This window comes from Streptomyces sp. BJ20 (assembly GCF_022869105.1).
Classification (GTDB): domain Bacteria; phylum Actinomycetota; class Actinomycetes; order Streptomycetales; family Streptomycetaceae; genus Streptomyces; species Streptomyces griseoincarnatus.
This window is the reverse complement of sequence record NZ_CP094918.1, coordinates 6,184,742-6,201,807: the sequence shown is the minus strand read 5'-3', so window position 1 is coordinate 6,201,807 and position 17,066 is coordinate 6,184,742. Positions and strand designations below refer to the sequence as shown.

At 72.3% G+C, this 17,066-nt stretch carries 12 protein-coding genes; 6 read left to right on the top strand and 6 right to left on the bottom strand.

The features are described 5' to 3' along the window. Positions 1-29: 29 nt before the first annotated feature. Complete coding sequence (locus MTR79_RS27955) at positions 30-3,347, bottom strand: S8 family serine peptidase (RefSeq protein WP_244792208.1); 3,318 nt, start codon at positions 3,345-3,347, stop codon at positions 30-32. Between the two features lie 295 nt (positions 3,348-3,642). Here MTR79_RS27955 and MTR79_RS27950 point away from each other — a divergent pair, with 295 nt between their 5' ends. Both MTR79_RS27950 and MTR79_RS27945 read left to right on the top strand, forming a co-directional pair. Then, a complete protein-coding gene (locus MTR79_RS27950; protein WP_233229443.1) occupies positions 3,643-4,101 on the top strand; it encodes an NUDIX domain-containing protein in 459 nt (152 codons plus the stop codon). 122 nt (positions 4,102-4,223) lie between these two features. After that, positions 4,224-5,381 (top strand): serine hydrolase domain-containing protein, encoded by a 1,158-nt coding sequence (locus MTR79_RS27945; protein WP_244792207.1) that lies wholly within the window; start codon positions 4,224-4,226, stop codon positions 5,379-5,381. 49 nt (positions 5,382-5,430) lie between these two features. Here MTR79_RS27945 and MTR79_RS27940 read toward each other — a convergent pair whose 3' ends face one another. Continuing rightward, a complete protein-coding gene (locus MTR79_RS27940) occupies positions 5,431-6,483 on the bottom strand; it encodes a hypothetical protein (RefSeq protein WP_244792206.1) in 1,053 nt (350 codons plus the stop codon). 253 nt (positions 6,484-6,736) lie between these two features. Further along, a complete protein-coding gene (pepN, locus tag MTR79_RS27935; RefSeq protein ID WP_244792205.1) occupies positions 6,737-9,313 on the bottom strand; it encodes an aminopeptidase N in 2,577 nt (858 codons plus the stop codon). A gap of 137 nt (positions 9,314-9,450) precedes the next feature. Here pepN and MTR79_RS27930 point away from each other — a divergent pair, with 137 nt between their 5' ends. After that, positions 9,451-10,098: a DsbA family protein gene (locus tag MTR79_RS27930; protein ID WP_086698939.1), complete on the top strand. Its 648-nt coding sequence runs from the start codon at positions 9,451-9,453 to the stop codon at positions 10,096-10,098. A 73-nt stretch (positions 10,099-10,171) separates the two neighbouring features. Here the strand turns inward: MTR79_RS27930 and MTR79_RS27925 are convergent, their stop codons facing one another. Beyond that, a complete protein-coding gene (locus tag MTR79_RS27925) occupies positions 10,172-11,551 on the bottom strand; it encodes an amino acid permease (RefSeq protein WP_244792204.1) in 1,380 nt (459 codons plus the stop codon). A gap of 471 nt (positions 11,552-12,022) precedes the next feature. On the opposite strand from MTR79_RS27925, the gene MTR79_RS27920 reads away from it, so the two are divergent. Beyond that, complete coding sequence (locus tag MTR79_RS27920) at positions 12,023-12,607, top strand: biotin transporter BioY (RefSeq protein ID WP_244792203.1); 585 nt, start codon at positions 12,023-12,025, stop codon at positions 12,605-12,607. Between the two features lie 79 nt (positions 12,608-12,686). On the opposite strand, the gene MTR79_RS27915 is transcribed toward MTR79_RS27920, so the two are convergent. Further along, positions 12,687-14,159, bottom strand: a complete 1,473-nt coding sequence (locus MTR79_RS27915) for an amino acid permease (protein ID WP_189365708.1) — start codon at positions 14,157-14,159, stop codon at positions 12,687-12,689. A 205-nt stretch (positions 14,160-14,364) separates the two neighbouring features. On the opposite strand from MTR79_RS27915, the gene MTR79_RS27910 reads away from it, so the two are divergent. Both MTR79_RS27910 and MTR79_RS27905 read left to right on the top strand, forming a co-directional pair. Then, positions 14,365-14,850: a ribose-5-phosphate isomerase gene (locus MTR79_RS27910; protein WP_048457882.1), complete on the top strand. Its 486-nt coding sequence runs from the start codon at positions 14,365-14,367 to the stop codon at positions 14,848-14,850. 37 nt (positions 14,851-14,887) lie between these two features. Continuing rightward, complete coding sequence (locus tag MTR79_RS27905; protein WP_086698943.1) at positions 14,888-15,709, top strand: DNA-formamidopyrimidine glycosylase family protein; 822 nt, start codon at positions 14,888-14,890, stop codon at positions 15,707-15,709. A gap of 13 nt (positions 15,710-15,722) precedes the next feature. Here MTR79_RS27905 and MTR79_RS27900 read toward each other — a convergent pair whose 3' ends face one another. Next, complete coding sequence (locus MTR79_RS27900; protein ID WP_189365710.1) at positions 15,723-16,973, bottom strand: GNAT family N-acetyltransferase; 1,251 nt, start codon at positions 16,971-16,973, stop codon at positions 15,723-15,725. Positions 16,974-17,066: the final 93 nt, after the last annotated feature.

Genomic DNA, 17,066 nt, shown 5'->3' with positions numbered 1-17,066 from the left:
CACCCGCCCCTGCTGTTCGATCCGGTCCGTTACCCGACGACCTTCTCGATCGCCACGTTGCCGATGCCCGCGACCGTGCCGCGCGCGTTCACCAGCTGCACGCGGCCGAAGAACGCGCGTCCCTCGGGAGCCGCGGCGGCGACGGTGACCTCGCCGGAGACGGCGGCCTCGGCGCCCGTGCCCAGCTTCACCGGCGCGGACTCGTCGACGGTGACGGTGCCGAGCGTGGCGGAGAAGAACACGTCCAGGTAGTCGTACTCCGTCGTGCCGGCCGGGACCGAGTAGCCGTCCACCTCGACGGTGTACGTGCCGGCCTTCGGGGCGGCGATGGAGACGGACTCCTCCGAGTCGCCGTCCGCGGACTGCGCGACCCGGTTGCCGGCCTCGTCGTACACGGCCAGGTCCAGGTCGGCGGCGGTGTCGGAGACGTTGCCGATGGACACGTCCAGCGACGCGGCGCCCTCGGGCACCTCGACCGTGGTGGTGTGGACGTCACCCGTGCCGATCGAGGGGCGGGCCGTCTTCGACGAGCCGAGCGGGCCGCCGACCAGCTTGCCGTCGATCGCGGCGGCCTCGTTGGTCACGGTCCACTCGACGGAGGCCGGGGTGCCGACCTCCGCCTCGGGCACCGTGACGGTCTCCGGGTCGAAGGCCGCGCCGAGCACCGCGACGTCCAGCTTGTACGGGTTGTCGAGCAGCGGCGAGGTGCGGCGCGACTCGACCTCGATCTCCCAGACGCCCGGCTGCGGGTTCGCGTACGACCGCACGTCGGGGCGGCAGGTGTTCGCCGGGTTGCTGTAGTTCGGGTAGCAGTTGACCGTCGAGGTCGGGTCGGCCGGCACACCGTACGGGTGGATGGAGATGAACCGGGTCTGGCTCGTCGCCTTCAGCCCGCTCATCGCGACCTCCAGCGTCTTCGCGCCCTCGGGCACGGTGACGAAGTAGGAGGTGGTGCTGTTGCGCTGGGCGGTGCCCTTCGCCGAGTAGGTGTACTTCAGCGGGGTGGAGACGACCACGGTGGTGAGGATCTGCCGGTCCACGCCCTCGGTGCGCGGGTCGTCGACCTCGAGGATCGCGCTCTTGATGCCGGCCGTGCGGGACTGGGCCTGGACCTTGACGGTGACCGGCTTGTTCAGCGGCAGCGAGACCTTGCTGCCGCCGACGACGCGGAAGGCGCGGTCCGCGTTGTTCGCCAGGTCCAGCTCGTGGCGGACGGCGCGGTCCGGGCCGGACGTACGGGTGATCGTGATGTCGTACGTCTTCTTCTGGCCGGCCTTCAGGCCGCCCTCACGGTCGTACAGACCCGTGCCGTATCCGGGGGTCTTCAGGAACTGGTCGATCGCGGTGTCGACCGGCGCCTTCACCGTGTACTCGTGCGCGGTGGCGCCCTTGCGGATCGCCTTCCAGGCGTCCACGACGTCGATCAGGCCCGCGCCCTCCTCGTAGGCCTGCACACCCTTGATGTGCCGGGCGGTGGAGGTGAGGGCGGTGCGCAGCGTCGCCGGGGTGAGGTCGATGCGCTGCTGCTTCGCGGCGGACAGCAGCAGGGCGGAGGCGCCGGCGGCCTGCGGGGAGGCCATCGAGGTGCCCTGGAGCATGCCGTAGCCGGCCGGCAGGGAGTAGCCCGCCTCGGCGACCGGGGCGCCCGGCAGCCAGGTCTGGATGGTGTTGACGGCCGCGCCGGGCGCGGTCAGGGTCGGCGTGAAGCCGCCGTCCTCACGCGGGCCGCGCGAGGAGAACGGCATCATCGCGTACTTGGTCTTCACCTCGGAGCCGTAGTTGGCGGCCCAGGTCTCCTTGGAGACGGACGCGCCGACCGAGATGACCTTGTCGGCCAGGGCGGGGTCGCCGATGGTGTTGGCGCCGGGGCCGGAGTTGCCCGCGGAGATGACCAGCTGGACGCCGTAGGTGTCGATCAGCCGGTTGTACAGCTCGGCGCGGGCGTTGTTGCCGTCGTTCAGCGCCGGCAGACCGCCGATGGACATGTTCACGATGTCGACGCTGCGCTTGGTGACGAGGTCGATCATGCCCTCGGTCAGGGCGACGTTGGTGCAGCCGCCGGACCAGGTGCAGGCGCGGGAGGAGACCAGTTTCGCGCCGGGTGCCGCGCCGTTCATCCGCCCGCCGAACAGGCCGTTGGCGGCGGTGATGCCGGCCACGTGCGAGCCGTGCGAGCCCTCGATGACACCGATGTTGACGAAGTCGGCCTTCTGGCCGATCCAGTCGCCGCCGTAGGGGTCCATCGGGACGTCCTTGCGGATCTCCACGACGAACGGCTGGCGCTCGGCGACGTCGGTCTTCGGGTCGTCGGTGCCGAAGTAGCCGATCTGGAAGCCGTCCTTGTACGGCTTCATCGGGGTGTCGTCCGAGAAGTCCTGGTTGTTGTTCAGGTCGACGCGGACCGTGCCGGCGGCCGGGTCGTAGAGGACGCCCCAGACGTCGGTGGTGTCGCCGTCGCGGTTGGCGTCGCCGGCCGCGTCGCCGCCCGTGGTGTACGACTCGCGGAAGAGGCTGACCTGGTAGGAGCCCTGCGGGGCCTTCCAGGTGGCGCCGCCGTAGGTGAAGGCCGGGCCGGAGACCGCGTTGACCATGGGGCGCCAGGTCTGGTCGCCGTCGACGATCGGGTCGGTCGCCGTGACCCAGTCGACGATCTTGCGCTCGCCGGTGGTGGTCCGCTGCAGCGCGGGGTGGCCGAGGTCGACGCCGGAGTCGAGGATGCCGATGGTGACGCCGCGGCCGTCCGCCTTGGGGTTCTTCTTCACGAAGTCCACGGCGCCCGTCTCGAAGGACGGGTTGTACGGGTTCTTCGCGGGCGTCTTCCGGTCCGGGGCGGGGTAGCTCTTGACGCTCTTTCCCTTGCCCTTGGCGGCCTTGGTGGTGTCACCGGCCGGGGTGGGGTCGTCGAGCGGGATCTCGTCGCGCAGGTCGACGCCGTGCACGGTGGAGAGCTTGGTGGCGGCGGCGATGGCCGCGTCGGCCTTGCCGGTGGGCACGGTGGCGCGGACGTAACCGAGCTTGTCGTCCGAGCGGCCGACCGAGGCGCCCCTGACGGACTCGATCTCCTCGGTGACCTGGGCGGTCTTGCCGGGAGCCGTGGCGATCATCATCGTGACGTGCTTGGCGCCACCGGCCTTGGCCTCGGCGAGCAGTTCAGCGTCGTGCGAGCCGAGCTTGTCGTGGGCGGACTTGACGTCCGCGTCGGCGGGGGCGGCGGCCGGGCTGTCGGCGGCGAGCGCCAGCGGGACCGGCCCGGCCGCGGAGAGCGCGGCGACGAGACCGGCGGCGACGGCTATGCGGGCCGCGCGTCTGGTGCCCGATATGGGGGCGCGCTGCGGGGAGTTGGTCATCGGCATCCCTTGCAAGGAGCGAACGATCGGGAGCGGCCAGGGGTGATCGTTCCTGGTCGCGGGGGTCCGGAAGTGCACTACCGGACGATCGATGAGCTTCGCGTAAAGGGCCTTTGTTTGGCGAGGGTTGGCCGGAAGGCCGGAAGAGGTGTGGGGAAAACCCCCGGTGCGCGTAAGGGGAGTTCGCGACCGAAGCGGACAAGTCCGTCATGTTCGTGCGGGGTGGGTGTCCACAGTGCGGACCCGCCCGAATGCTCCCCTGCGCGCCCGGGGTGGTCCGGGTTACCGTCCGGCGATGCGACGGACGTTGAGGGTGGCGGCCTACGCCGTGGTGGTGCGCGACGGACAGCTCCTGCTCGCCCGGGCGCGGGACGACGACGGCCGCCCCGAATGGGTGCTGCCGGGCGGCGGCATGGAACACGGCGAGGACCCCTACGACACCGTGCGGCGCGAACTGGAGGAGGAGACCGGCTACCTCGTCGAGGTCACCGGGTTCCTCGGGGTCGACTCCAGCCGCCGCACCCTGTCCGGCCGCTTCCGCCGCCCGGTCGACCACCAGGGCCTGCGGCTGCTCTACGAGGGACGGGTCGCAGGAGGGGAGCTCCGGGACGAGATCGGCGGCTCCACCGAACTCGCCGCCTGGCATCCCCTCGACGCCGTCCCCGGCCTCGCCCGCATCGGCCTGATCGACACCGCCCTGCGGCTGTGGCGCGAACGCCCCGCGTCGGGACACCTGGAAGCGGGCCGCGGGTGACGCCCACGCGGCCGCGCGGAACGGCCGAAACCCGATCAACCGTCGCGAGCCGTGGCAACCCCGGCGCCCCTCGGCACGGTCCCTCCCCGCGACCAGGCAGGACGGACAGGGGAGGCACGAGCATGCGGAAGCGGATGCGGACGACGGCGGTGGCAGCGGTGGCGGCGGCCCTTTCGGCGGCCCTCGCGGCCCCCGCGGTCGCGGCGGGGCCCGGAGCGGACCGGACGGGGGACACCGGCGACCACCGGGCCACCACCCGGGCCGTGCGGGCCGCGGTCCAGGGCGGGGTGCCCGGCGTGACACTGCGGGCGGAGGACCGGCGCGGCGTGTGGACCATCACCGCCGGGGCGGGCGACCTGCGCACGGAGCGCCCGCGCTCCCCGCGCGACCGCTACCGGGTCGGCAGCATCACCAAGACCTTCGTGGCGACGGTGCTGCTCCAGCTGGAGGCCGAGGGCAGGCTGTCGCTGGACGACACCGTCGACTCCTGGCTGCCCGGCCTCGTCACCGGCAACGGCCACGACGGCGCCCGGATCACTCTCCGGCAGCTGCTCAACCACACCAGCGGCATCTACAACTACACGGCCGACGAGGACTTCGGCCGCACCTACTTCCTCAAGGACGGCTTCCTCGAGCACCGCTACGACACCCTCGCACCCGAGGAACTGGTGCGCGTCGCGATGTCCCACGAGCCGGACTTCGCGCCCGGCGCCGGGTGGAACTACTCCAACACCAACTACGTGCTGGCGGGCCTCGTGATCGAGAAGGCCACCGGCCGCCCCTACGGCGAGGAGATCCGCCGCCGTGTCATCAGGCCGCTGCACCTCACCGGCACCTCGGTCCCCGGCACCCGGACCGGCGTGCCCGGACCCAGCAGCCGCGCCTACGGCAAGCTCACCGAGGACGGCAGCGGACCCGTCCACGACGTCACCCGGCTCAACCCGTCCATGGCCTTCTCGGCGGGCGAGATGATCTCCGACTCCGAGGACCTCAACCGGTTCTACCGTGCCCTGCTCACCGGCCGGCTGCTGCCGAAGAAGCAACTGGACAGGATGACCGACACGGTGACCGTGGACGACACGCACGGCTACGGGCTGGGACTGATGAGCACCGAGCTCAGCTGCGGGGTGACCGTCTGGGGCCACGGCGGCGGCATCCACGGCTCCACCTCCGACGCCGTCACCACCCGAGGCGGGCGCCACTCCCTGGCGTTCAACTTCAACGGCGACTGGAGCGGGGACCCCGAGGCGGTGATCGACGCGGAGTACTGCGGCGACTGATCCGTGGGCGGCCGCCGGGGCACACCTCGGTCCCCGGCGGTCCGCCGCCCTAGCGGGGCAGCACGACGACGTACGCGGCCGGGTCGCGGTCCGCCGACGCCATCAGGGCCGTACGGACCACCGCCGCCTGCTGCTCCGTCGCGTCCCGCAGCTTGCGCGGGGTGATGTGCACGACCGTGACGCCCAGACGCTCCAGGTGCTCGCGCTTGCGGGCCTGCTCCACCCACTCGGCGTCGTCCTCCGGGCGCCCGCCCGGCCGGGGCGCGCGGGTGTCCAGCTCCACCGCCACCGCCTGCTCCGGCCAGTAGGCGTCCAGGCCGCCCAGGTGCGGGCCGCCGGGCAGACGCAGGTCCACGTTCCAGCACGGGTCCGGCAGACCGTACTCGCGGACCATCCGGTACAGCCGCGACTCCGCGAGCGCCCGCCCCTCGGCCAGCAGCGAGTCCACCGCGTCCACCACGTGCGGGCGGTGCAGCAGCTTCGCCGCCGTCAGCTCCCGTACGACCGCCGCCGGTTCGCAGTGGCCGCCGCGCACCGCCTCCGTCAGCAGCCTGCGCACCACGACCGCGTCCTTCAGACCCGCCACCGCGTCGGCCAGCGCGCGCGGCACGGGGGCCACCGGCAGGCCCGTGACCTGCTCCGGGACCGGCAGCGCGGCGGCCCGCACGATCCGGGCGCAGCCCGTCGACCGCAGCCTGCGCAGGCGCGGCACCAGTACATCGAACGTCTCCTGGGACGGCAGCGGGGGAGCGGAGGTGAAGCCGTGCAGGGTCAGCGCGGCCAGACCGGTGATCATGGCCTCGCCGTAGGGGGATGCGGGCGGCTCGTCCCGGCCCGGCTGCACGGGCACGCTCACGGTCCGCTCCCGGGCCGCGTAGAGCAGCACCGCGTGCAGCCGCTCCTCGCTGGTCGGCGGCCCCGGGTGCAGCAGGACCACGCCGGGCAGCAACTGCTGCCAGGGCCCGCCGGGACGGCACTGCTCCCCGGCCTCCGCGGCGGAGACGCCGTGTGCCCGCAGTTGCGTGTGGGTCAGCACACGGCGTCCTGTGCCGGCGGCGAGGTGGTGCAAGGGGCGCGGGGAGAGGGGGGTGTTGTGGTTCATGACCGGCAATTTCCCGCCTCCGGCCGCCCTCCGAACCCGTGTTACACGCCCGTCGCCGAACCCGGACAACTCCGCGCTAAAGGACGCCTGTTCGGATACCGAAAGCCGCTGGTCCGTTCGGGTGAAGGCCCGGGGTCACGGCCTGAATGCCCCCGTTCGGTAACGGCGGTCGCACGGCCGGAGAGGCTGACGATTCAGCCCCTCCGGCGTTCGAGGAAGGGGGGTCCGGGGCGGTAGGTGAGGCGCGGGAGTGTCAGCCCGCCGCGGCGTCACACGCCTGGCCCCGCAGGGCGCGCGCCAGATCGTCACGCGCCTCCAGCACCAGCCGCCGCAACGCAGGCGCCGCGTCCTCGTGGGAGGCGAGCCACGCGTCGGTCGCGTCCAGCGTGCCCCGGGAGTCCTCGTAGGACGGGAACAGACCCCGGACCACGTCCATGCCGATCTGGATCGACCGCTCCGTCCACACCCGCTCGATCACCGCGAAGTACTTCTCCGCGTACGGCGCGAGCAGCTCCCGCTGGGACGGCTGCGCGAAGCCCGCGATCGTCGCCTCCACCAGCGCGTTGGACAGCGCGTCAGACTCCACGACCTGCGCCCAGCACTGCGCCTTGACCGCCTCCGACGGACGGGCCGCCAGGCAGCGGACGTGGTGACGGCGGCCGGACGCGGTGTCGTCCCGCGCCAGCTCCTCGTCCAGCCGCTTCTCGTCGGCCGCCCCGTGCGCGGCCAGCGGCTCCAGGAACGCCCAGCGCAGCTCCTGGTCCACCTCGAGCCCCGGCAGGGTCACCGTGCCGTCCAGCAGCGACGCCAGCAGCTCGAAGTCGGCCTCGGCGCACGCCACACGGGCGACGAACCGCGCCCACGCCAGCTGCTGCTCGCTGCCCTCGCCGGCCGCCCGCAGCTGCTCCGCCGCGCCTTCGGCGAGCCGCCGCCCGGCCTCCTCGCGCCGCTCGGGCGCGGTGTAGTGCACGGCCGCCGACTCCGCCCAGGCGTGCAGCATCTGCAGCACGCCGATGTCGGTCTCCCGGCCCGCGAACCGCAGCACCAGGGCGATGAAGTCCCGGGCCGGCAGCAGCGCGTCGCGCGTCATGTTCCACAGGGCGGACCAGCACAGCGCGCGGGCCAGCGGGTCGGTGAGGTCGCCGAGCGCCTCCCGGAGGGTGGCCAGCGAGGTGTCGTCGAAGCGGGTCTTGCAGTACGTCAGGTCGTCGTCGTTGACCAGCACCAGCTCCGGCGCGTCCGCGCCCGCCAGCTCCGCCACGACCGTGCGCGGGCCCTCGACGTCCGTCTCCGCCTGCGCGTACCGCTCGAGCGTGCCCGCGCCGGTGCGCCGGTAGAGGCCCACCGCGACGCGGTGCGGGCGCAGTTCGGGGTGCGACTCGGCGGCCTCCTGCACCACGGCCAGCTCGTCCACGGTGCCGTCCGCACGCAGCAGCACCTGCGGGGTGAGGGAGTTGACCCCGGCCGTCTCCAGCCACGCCCGGGACCAGGCGGCCATGTCCCGCCCGCTGGTCTCCTCCAGCACGGACAGCAGGTCGCCGAGGCGCGTGTTGCCGTAGGCGTGCCGCTTGAAGTAGCGGCGGGCGCCCTCCAGGAACGCGTCCTGCCCGGCGTACGCCACCAGCTGCTTGAGCACGGAGGCGCCCTTGGCGTAGGTGATGCCGTCGAAGTTGAGCTTGGCGTCCTGGAGGTCGCGGATGTCGGCGGTGACGGGGTGCGTGGAGGGCAGCTGGTCCGCGCGGTAGGCCCACGCCTTGCGGCGGTTGGCGAAGGTGATCCAGCCGTCGGTGAAGCGGGTCGCGCCGACCAGGGAGAACGCGCCCATGAAGTCGGCGAAGGACTCCTTCAGCCACAGGTCGTCCCACCACTCCATGGTGACCAGGTCGCCGAACCACATGTGGGCCATCTCGTGCAGGATCACATTGGCCCGGCCCTCGTAGGAGGCCCGCGTCACCTTGCCGCGGAAGATGAACTCCTCGCGGAAGGTCACCATCCCCGGGTTCTCCATCGCGCCCAGGTTGTACTCCGGCACGAACGCCTGGTCGTACTTCCCGAACGGATACGGGTAGTCGAAGTGGTCGTGGAAGAAGTCCAGGCCCTGCTTGGTGACCAGGAAGACGTCGTCGGCGTCGAAGTGCGGGGCGAGGCCCTTGCGGCACATCGCGCCCAGCGGGATCTCCAGCCGGGTGCCGTCCTCGAGGACCCGCTCGTAGCGGTCGGTCACGTAGTGGTACGGACCCGCGACGACGCACGTGATGTACGTCGAGATCGGCTTGGTCTCCGCGAACCGCCAGACGCCGTCGGCCGCGTCGCCGACGCCGTTGCTCCACACCGTCCAGCCCTCGGGGGCCCGCACCTCGAAGCGGTAGGGCGCCTTCAGGTCCGGCTGCTCGAAGTTCGCGAAGACCCGGCGGGCGTCGGCCGGCTCGTACTGGGTGTACAGGTACACCTCGCCGTCCTCGGGGTCGACGAAGCGGTGCATGCCCTCGCCGGTGCGGGAGTAGGCGCACTGCGCGTCCACCACCAGCTCGTTCTCGGCGGCCAGGTCCTCCAGGAGGATGCGGCTGCCGTCGAACACCTGGGCCGGGTCGAGGTCCCGGCCGTTCAGGGACACCGCCGTCACGCCCGGCGCGATCAGGTCGGCGAAGCTGCTCGCCCCCGGCTCGGCGCAGCGGAACCGCACGGTGGTGACCGACCGGAAGGTGCGCGGGCCGTCGCCCTCGTGCCCGCCCACCGCGGACCGCAGGTCCAGGGACACCTCGTACCCGTCGACGGACAGCAGCGCTGCCCGCTCCCGGGCCTCGTCACGGGTCAGGTTCTCACCGGGCACGGGCGGACTCCTCATGCGTCGTCGACAGGGATGGACAGGACCGATCCTGCCATGCGCCCCTGACGCGGGTCAGCCGGGAATGGCCGGGGCGAGCCACGGCGTTGCCACGGGGAAACACCGCCTTCACGAGGAGCGACATGTCGGACAAGTCTCCCGCCACGCCCGTCGACTTCTGGTTCGACCCGCTGTGCCCCTGGGCCTGGATGACCTCCCGGTGGGTGCTGGAGGTGCAGAAGCAGCGGGACCTGGACGTGCGCTGGCACCTGATGAGCCTGGCCGTCCTCAACGAGGACAAGCTGGACGAGCTGCCCGCGGAGTACCGCGAGATGCTCGAGGTGAAGGCCTGGGGCCCGGTGCGCGTGGTCATCGCGGCGCAGGAGGAGCACGGCCCGCAGGTGCTCGGCGACCTCTACACCGCGCTCGGCACCCGCATCCACAACAAGGACGAGGGCCCCGGCAAGGAGACGGTCGCGGCGGCGCTGAAGGACGTCGGGCTGCCCGAGTCTCTCATGGACCACTGGGACTCCACCCCGTACGAGCCGCAGCTGCGCGCCTCCCACAAGGAGGGCATCGACAAGGTCGGCCAGGAGGTCGGCACCCCGGTGATCGCGGTCCCCGGCCCCGGCGGCGAGGAGATCGCCTTCTTCGGCCCGGTCGTCACCCCCGCCCCCCAGGGCGAGGAAGCCGTCCGCCTCTGGGACGGCACCCTCGCGGTCGCCTCGGTCCCCGGCTTCTACGAGATCAAGCGCACCCGCACGAAGGGCCCGGACTTCAGCAACCTCTGATCACCGGTCCGGCACACGCCGAAGCCCCCGCGAGGCCTCGCCTCGCGGGGGCTTCTGGTGAGGTGGGGGGGTCTCAGCGGCGCTCGCGCGCCCGCTGCCAGGCGTAGCCGGCCGCCGCCAGCACCAGCGTCATCGCGCCTGTGGAGTAGAGCTGCACCCGTGTGTCCGGTTCGCGGGCCATGAGGACGAAGACCGTCGCCATACCGGCCAGTGCCACCCAGGTCAGCCACGGGAACGCCCACATCCGTACGGCCAGCCGCTCCGGCGTCTCGCGCTCCAGGCGGCGGCGCAGCCGCAGCTGGAAGACCGCGATGAAGATCCAGACGACCAGGATCACCGCGCCGATCATGTTCAGCAGCCAGGCGAAGACGTCGTCCGGACGCCAGTAGCTCAGCAGCACGCACAGGAAGCCGAACACGGAGGACGCCATCACGGCGACACGCGGCACCCCGCCCGACACCCGGCCCAGCCACTTCGGGCCCTGGCCGCGCTCCACCAGCGAGTAGCCGATGCGGGAGGCGCCGTAGATGTTGGCGTTCATCGCGGACAGCAGCGCCACCAGCACGACCACGTTCATCAGCTGGCCCGCGCCGGGGATGCCGAGCCGGTCGAGTGCGGCGACGTAGGGGCCGTTCTCCACCACCTCGGGGGAGTCCCAGGGGACGAGCGCGACGATGACGGCCATCGAGCCGACGTAGAAGACGGCGATCCGCCACATCGCGGTGCGCACCGCGCGCGCCACGCCGCGGACCGGGTCCTGCGACTCGGCGGCCGCGATGGTCACCGTCTCCAGGCCGCCGTAGGCGAAGACGGACGCGAGCAGGCCGATGACCAGGCCCTCGCCGCCGTTGGGCAGCAGCTCGGTGAGATGGGAGCCGCCCGGCGAGTCGGTGCCCGGCAGCACACCGGCCAGCGCCAGCACGCCCAGCACCAGGAACAGGGTGATCGCGCCGACCTTCAGCGCGGCGAACCAGAACTCGAACTCGCCGAAGTTCTTCACCGCCGCGAGGTTGGTCCCGCAGAACACCACCATGAACAGCGCCACCCACGCCCACTCGGGCGTGCCCGGCAGCCAGCCGTGGACGATCTGCGCGGCGCCGATGCCCTCAAGACCGACCGCGGTGCACAGCAGCACCCAGAACGCCCAGCCGGCGGTGAACCCGGCCCAGGGGCCGATGGCACGCTCGGCGTGCGAGGAGAAGGACCCGGAGGAGGGGTACGCGGCCGACATCTCGCCCAGCATCCGCATCACCAGCATGACCAGCAGGCCGGAGAGGGCGTAGGCGATCACGATGGAGGGGCCCGCGGCGGCGATGCCGGCGCCGGAGCCGACGAACAGTCCGGCGCCGATCACCCCGCCGAGGGCGATCATCGACAGGTGGCGCTGTTTGAGGCCGTGCGAGAGGGAGGCGCCGTCGGTTTCCGTGGGCGTCTCGACCGTGGTGAGGGGCATGGGCGCGGCTCGTCCAATGTGGGAGGAAGGCAAAAACGGCCCTAGTCTGGGCGGCCGCCCCACGGTCACGGGGCGGCCGCCCAGCATGTGGACGACGCTCAAGCGGAGGGTCACAGTCCGCTCACTGCGGGCTGCTCGTCACGTGCGGCCGGCGCCTTCACGACGCCCGCGCGGTGCGGGACGTCCGCCCCGGTCGCGCAGGGCTCCTCGCCGTCGGCGCCGAGCGGCGCGTCGCCGGTGACCGCGGTCCCCGTTGGTGGATCCCTACAGCCGTCGCCGTGCCCGTCCATGTCGGCGACACCACGTCACCTCAGTGACCCGTGTCACCTCTGACGAGGTGTCGCCCCCGCCCTTTGTCCGGAGCCCACCAAGTCCGTGATCGCGCCTTTGTCGAGCGCTGCTGGTGATCGGCGCGGGGGCGCCGGTATAGCGTCGCCGTGTTCCCACTTGCCCTCACCCCGGGGAGTCCCCATGAGCACCGCCACCGTCACCTCCGCCCGGCCCGGACAGGTCCTCGCCGACCTCGTCCCCGCCTCCCGTGTCCGGGACGCGGCCCTCGTGCTCGGCGGCGCCGCGCTCACCGGTCTCGCCGCCCAGATCGCGGTGCCCGTGCCCGGCTCCCCGGTGCCGGTGACCGGCCAGACCTTCGCGGCGCTCCTCGTCGGCACCACCCTCGGCGCCCGGCGCGGCTTCGCCTCCCTCGCGGTGTACGCGCTGGTGGGCATGGCGGGCGTGCCGTGGTTCGCGGAGGGCAAGTCCGGGACGGGCATGCCGTCGTTCGGCTACATCCTCGGCATGCTGCTGGCGTCCGTCGTCGTCGGCGCGCTCGCCCGCCGCGGCGCCGACCGCTCCGCCTGGCGCACGGCCGGCACGATGCTGCTGGGCTCGGCGGTCATCTACGCCGTCGGCGTGCCGTACCTGGCCCTGGCCACCGGGATGTCCGCCTCCGCCGCGATCGCGGCCGGCCTGACCCCGTTCCTCATCGGTGACGTGCTCAAGGCGGCGCTCGCGATGGGCCTGCTGCCGACCGCCTGGAAGCTCGTCGACAAGCGCTGACGCTTCCCTTCCACGCCGAAGGGCCCGGCGGACGCTCGCACAGCGTCCGCCGGGCCCTTCGTGGTGCGCGCGGTGCGGGTCAGCCCACCCCCACCTCGTCCCGTTCCGGGGCGGCGGCGGTCGCCCGCCGGCCGGCCAGCCGGTGCCGGACCAGGGAGATCGCCAGCGTCACGGCCGCGACCAGCATCGTCAGCAGCATCGTGGACCGGCCGTCGTGCTCGGTGTCGGTGAGCATGTAGATCAGCACGAACACGATGAAGGCGATGCTCAGCCAGGTCAGGTACGGGTACAGCCACATCCGCACCACCAGCTTCTCCGGCGCCTCCGCCTGGATGATCTTCCGCATCCGCAGCTGCGAGAAGCAGATCACCAGCCACACGAACAGCGCGACCGCGCCGGAGGAGTTGACCAGGAAGAGGAAGACGGAGTCGGGGAACTTGTAGTTGAAGAAGACCGCGACGAAGCCGAACACGACCGACACGAGGATCGCGGCGCGCGGCACGCCCCGGTGGGTGGTCCGGGCGAACGCCTTGGGCGCGTCCCCGCGCTCGCCGAGCGAGAAGGCCATGCGGGAGGCCGTGTAGAGCCCGGAGTTGAGACAGGACAGCACGGACGTCAGCACGATGAAGTTCATGATCTGGCCCGCGTGCGCGATGCCCAGCGAGTCCAGCGCGGCGACGTACGAGCCGTCCTCGGCGATGGCCTCGCTGTCCCAGGGGAGCAGGCAGACCACGACGAGGATCGAGCCGAGGTAGAAGACGCCGATCCGCCAGATGATGCTGTTGGTCGCCTTGGTGACGGCCCGCTGCGGGTCCTCCGACTCGCCGGCCGCCAGGGTGGCGATCTCGCTGCCCATGAAGGAGAACACCACGAGCAGGATGCCGGTGAGGATGGCGCCCGCGCCGTTCGGCAGGAAGCCGCCGTGGCCGGTCAGGTTGGACAGGCCCGCCTGGTCGCTGTCGACGCCGGGCAGCACACCGAAGACGGCCAGCCCGCCGACGACGATGAACGCGGCGATGGCGACGACCTTGATGCCCGCGAACCAGAACTCGAACTCGCCGTAGGAGCCGACCGAGGCCAGGTTCGTCGCGGTGAGCACCACCATCACGATGAGCGCCCAGCCCCACTGCGGGACGGCGGGTATCCACCCCTCGAGGATGGCGGCGCCCGCGGTCGCCTCCACGGCGAGCACGACGACCCAGAAGAACCAGTACAGCCAGCCGATGGTGAATCCGGCCCAGGGCCCGAGGGCCCGGTCGGCGTGCGCGGAGAAGGAACCGGAGGTCGGGTTCGCCGCGGACATCTCGCCGAGCATCCGCATCACCAGCACCACGAGCGTGCCGACGAGCGCGTACGACAGGAGGATGCCGGGACCGGCGGTGGCGATGCCGGTGCTGGATCCGACGAAGAGTCCGGCGCCGATGACACCGCCGATGGCGATCATCGACAGATGCCGGTTCTTGAGACCGGCCTGGAGTCCGGAGCCCTGGGGCGGGCCTCCGGAGCCCTCGGGGCCGTCACCGGCCTTGGTGAGGGTCGGCTGCGACGTCATGTGGGGGTCTTCCTTTGTGCCGGTTGAGCGGTACCCGTGCGAGCGGTGCACGAGCTGAACCAGTGAAACGGAGGTCCACTTCCGCAGGAACCTTTGATTTCCAATCTTTACCCGAGCTTTTCCTGAGGTCCTGTGGACTGGCTCACACTTTGGCCAGCGCCCACCCCGCGCCGCTCCCCCGGAGCGGCCGTGTCACACTCGACGCATGCGCGTGTATCTCGGCTCCGACCATGCGGGCTACGAACTGAAGAACCACCTCGTCGAGTGGCTCAAGGGGGCGGGGCACGAACCCGTCGACTGCGGCCCGCACCTCTACGACGCCCAGGACGACTACCCGCCGTTCTGCCTCCGTGCCGCGGAGCGGACCGCCGCGGACCCCGGCTCCCTCGGCATCGTGATCGGCGGCTCCGGCAACGGCGAGCAGATCGCCGCCAACAAGGTCAAGGGCGTTCGGGCCGCCCTGGCATGGAGCGAGCAGACCGCCGCGCTGGGGCGCGAGCACAACGACGCCAACGTGGTGGCCGTCGGCGCGCGCATGCACAGCCAGGAGGAGGCGACGAAGTTCGTCGAGATCTTCCTCAACACCCCGTTCTCGGGTGACGAGCGCCACATCCGCCGGATCGACATGCTCTCCGACTACGAGACCACCGGCGACCTCCCGCCGATCCCGGCGCACCACCCGCAGCAGTAACGACCCGACACGGACAGCGGAGCGAGCGAGGGGGACCGTGCCCGAGGGACACACCATCCACCGGCTGGCCGAGGACTACGCCACGGCCTTCCGGGCGGACCCCTTCCTGCGCGTCACCAGCCCCCAGGGCAAGTTCAGCGACGCCGCGGCCCTCCTCGACCGCACCCCGCTGCGCACCACCGACGCCCACGGCAAGCACCTCTTCCTGGGCTTCGGCGACCCCGGCCACCCGGAGTGGGTGCACATCCACCTCGGCCTGTTCGGCAAGGTCACCTTCGGCTCCGCCCCGGCGCCGCCGCCCACCGACACCGTGCGGCTGCGCCTGGCCGGCGGCACCGCCCACGTGGACCTGCGCGGCCCCACCACCTGCGCCCTGATCACGGAGCCGGAGAAGCGGGCGATACACGACCGGCTCGGCCCGGACCCGCTCCGGCCCGACGCCGACCCCGAGCAGGCCTGGCGCAGGATCAGCCGCAGCCGCACGACGATCGCCGCGCTCCTCATGGACCAGAAGGTCGTCGCGGGCGTCGGCAACGTCTACCGCGCCGAGGTGCTCTTCCGCCACGGCATCGACCCCTACCGGGCCGGCAAGGACCTCGGCCGCGCCGAATGGGACGCGGTCTGGGACGACTTGGTGGTCCTGATGCGCGAGGGCGTCCGGAACAACCGCATCGACACCGTCCGCCCCGAGCACACCCCCGAGGCCATGGGCCGCCCGCCGCGCGTCGACGACCACGGCGGCGAGGTGTACGTGTACCGGCGGGCGAACCTGCCCTGCCACATCTGCGGCGGCGAGATCCGCACCGCCGACCTCGCCGCCCGCAACCTCTTCTGGTGCCCCGGCTGCCAGCGGGCCTGACCTGAGCCGCAGATCAGAAGCCGTGCGGCAGCCACGGCGCCGGGTCACTGCCGAATGCCACCGACGCCTCGGCCAGCGCGCCTTCCCGCAGCTCCCGCACCCGCCCGGCCGCGGCCAGCGCGGTCAGGCTCACCCCGCCCAGATAGGCGGCGCCCAGCTCCCGCACCGTCAGGGCGAGGTCGGCCGCGTCCCGGGTCGGCTCGCAGACCGCCCCCTTGGCGTCCCCGCTCAGCCGCCAGCGCCCCGCGTTCCACGGGCAGAAGGCGTCCTCCACCTCCAGCACCACGTCCACCGGCGTCCGGTACGTGCGCGCTGCGAGCGCCGCACCCACCTCCACCGGCCGCACGTACAGCGCGTCCCGCACCGCCGGACGGCAGCGCCGCACGTCCTTCACCAGGTATTGCCAGGCGTCGTCCACCGGCCGCCCCCGCACCCGCAGCGACGACGTCAGGTCCAGGTCGAACAGGAACCGCCACAGCGCCGCGGCCGCCGCCGGGTCCAGTGCGTCCAGGGCGCTCAGCGCCACCTCGCCCTCGGGCCCGCCCGGACCCCAGGACGGCTTCACCCGGAACCGCGCGTACCCGACCGTCGCGCCGTCGCGCTCGGCGACCACGCACTGCAGCGGCGACGCCCCGCCCCGCTCGCTCTCCGGGTCCAGCACCCCCAGCCGCTCCCAGCCGGGCAGCCGCGCCGGCATCCCGGGACGCCCCGGCACCAGCTGTGCGTAGACCGCCTCGCACGCGTCCAGCACCTCGGCCGGGTCCGCGTACCGCAGTCGTACGTCATCCGTACCGTCCGGCACCGACAGACCGGCGCGCACGGTGTCGATCTCCGCGTCCAGCTGGAAGGTGGCCGCTCCGTAGCCGAACCGGCCGTAGATCGCCGGCTCCGACGCCGTCAGCACCGCCAGCGGCTCGCCCCAGGAGCGGATGTCGTCCAGCTGCCGGCGCATCATCGCGGTCAGCAGCCCGCGCCGTCGGTGGGTGGCGGCCACGCTCACCATCGTCACGCCCGCGGCCGGCACCGACGCCCCGCCGGGCACGGTCAGCCGGAAGGAGAAGGCACCCCCGGACGCCACGCACCGGTCACCGTCCCAAGCGGCCAGGAAACGGCCGAACTCGGTCAGCTCGCGCCACAGTCGGCGCTCCTCGTCGGCCTCGGGCAGCCCTCCGAAGGCCCGCAGCAGGTTCCCGTACGCGCTGTCCCACTCGTCCGGCTGGAGGCTGCGCAGTTCGGGCGCCGGGCCCGTGTGATCGTCGACCATGGCGCCATGCCTACCAGGGCCGCGGAATCGGGGCGAGGCAATTTCCGCCGCCCGGGCCCCGGAACGGCCCTGGGTGAAGTTCACTGTGAGTCC